1 protein-coding gene and 1 pseudogene are annotated in these 894 nt (G+C 40.5%); both read right to left on the reverse strand.

Going from position 1 to position 894, the window contains the following annotated elements; translation table 11 throughout:
* Positions 1–33: 33 nt before the first annotated feature.
* Positions 34–459, reverse strand: a complete 426-nt coding sequence (locus tag AB4138_RS23865) for a hypothetical protein (RefSeq protein ID WP_102394485.1) — start codon at positions 457–459, stop codon at positions 34–36.
* Positions 460–476: 17 nt separating this feature from the next.
* Positions 477–894, reverse strand: a pseudogene (locus tag AB4138_RS23870) (patatin family protein); the annotation flags it as partial.

Consider the following 894-nt stretch of genomic DNA (forward strand, 5'->3'; position numbering starts at 1 on the left):
AGTAGGTTTTATCGTTGATGTCAAACGAATAACTTAAATGTATTCGATAACTCGAGCTAGATAGTTAAAGTCCCCAGAATCACCGTGGTAATTACGGTAAACATCGACACTGAAATATCTAGGTTGGTCCACTTGAATATGCTCAGCAATTCGCTGCTCGATGGATTCTAGAGTTTCACCTGTTTGCGAGTAAATGTATTTCTTGGTGGTCTTTTGAAGCTGGCGTTCTTTAGCTTCTTTATGTGTGACGTAATTGTTCACGTCAACCCACTGACCAATGTAGTCAATCTCCACGTAGTCTGAATTTTCTTCAACCATGAACAACGCCGCTTCTTGTTGAACGTCGGCCAGTTGTAGCATGTCGTTATCGACTTTTTGCTGTTCCATTGAGGTCACATTTTGTGCCATGGCAGCGCTAGACGTTGCCATGATAAGTAGCGCTAAAACTGTTTTATTCATTTTACGATATCCCTAAATTAAGGTAATTCTGTTACCCAAGGTTTGCCCTGAGTTGCTTTGTGATAACCATATTCGTATATGGTTAATAAATAGTGTTCATCAAACATGTCTTTGGTTCGTTTGGCGTAACCAAAGTCGTGCTCGATGTAAGTAAATTGCATATCAATGTTGTTGATTTCACAGATGTATTTCATTCGATATAAATCACCACGTGTTTGAGCAAGAGTCAGGCTTGATACGCTCTTTGCTACTAAATCTAGACCCTTATCTCTCAGCGAGTGGTACGGCGCTTTCAGTGCTCCATTTCGAATAACATCGAGCTGTGGTGGTTTTTCTAACCCAAGAGCATCTGAGATCTGCTGATAGTCGAAGTTAGATGGATTGAAAAATACTTGAGCGGCTAAACCACCATCGACGTGAAGTTCTTCATAACTT

Source organism: Vibrio sp. 10N.286.52.C3 (genome assembly GCF_041468865.1).
Classification (GTDB): domain Bacteria; phylum Pseudomonadota; class Gammaproteobacteria; order Enterobacterales; family Vibrionaceae; genus Vibrio; species Vibrio crassostreae_C.

Coding starts and splice junctions, on each gene's coding strand:
- AB4138_RS23865 (WP_102394485.1), bottom strand. CDS start 459: ATGAATAAAACAGTTTTAGCGCTACTTATCATGGCAACGTCTAGCGCT.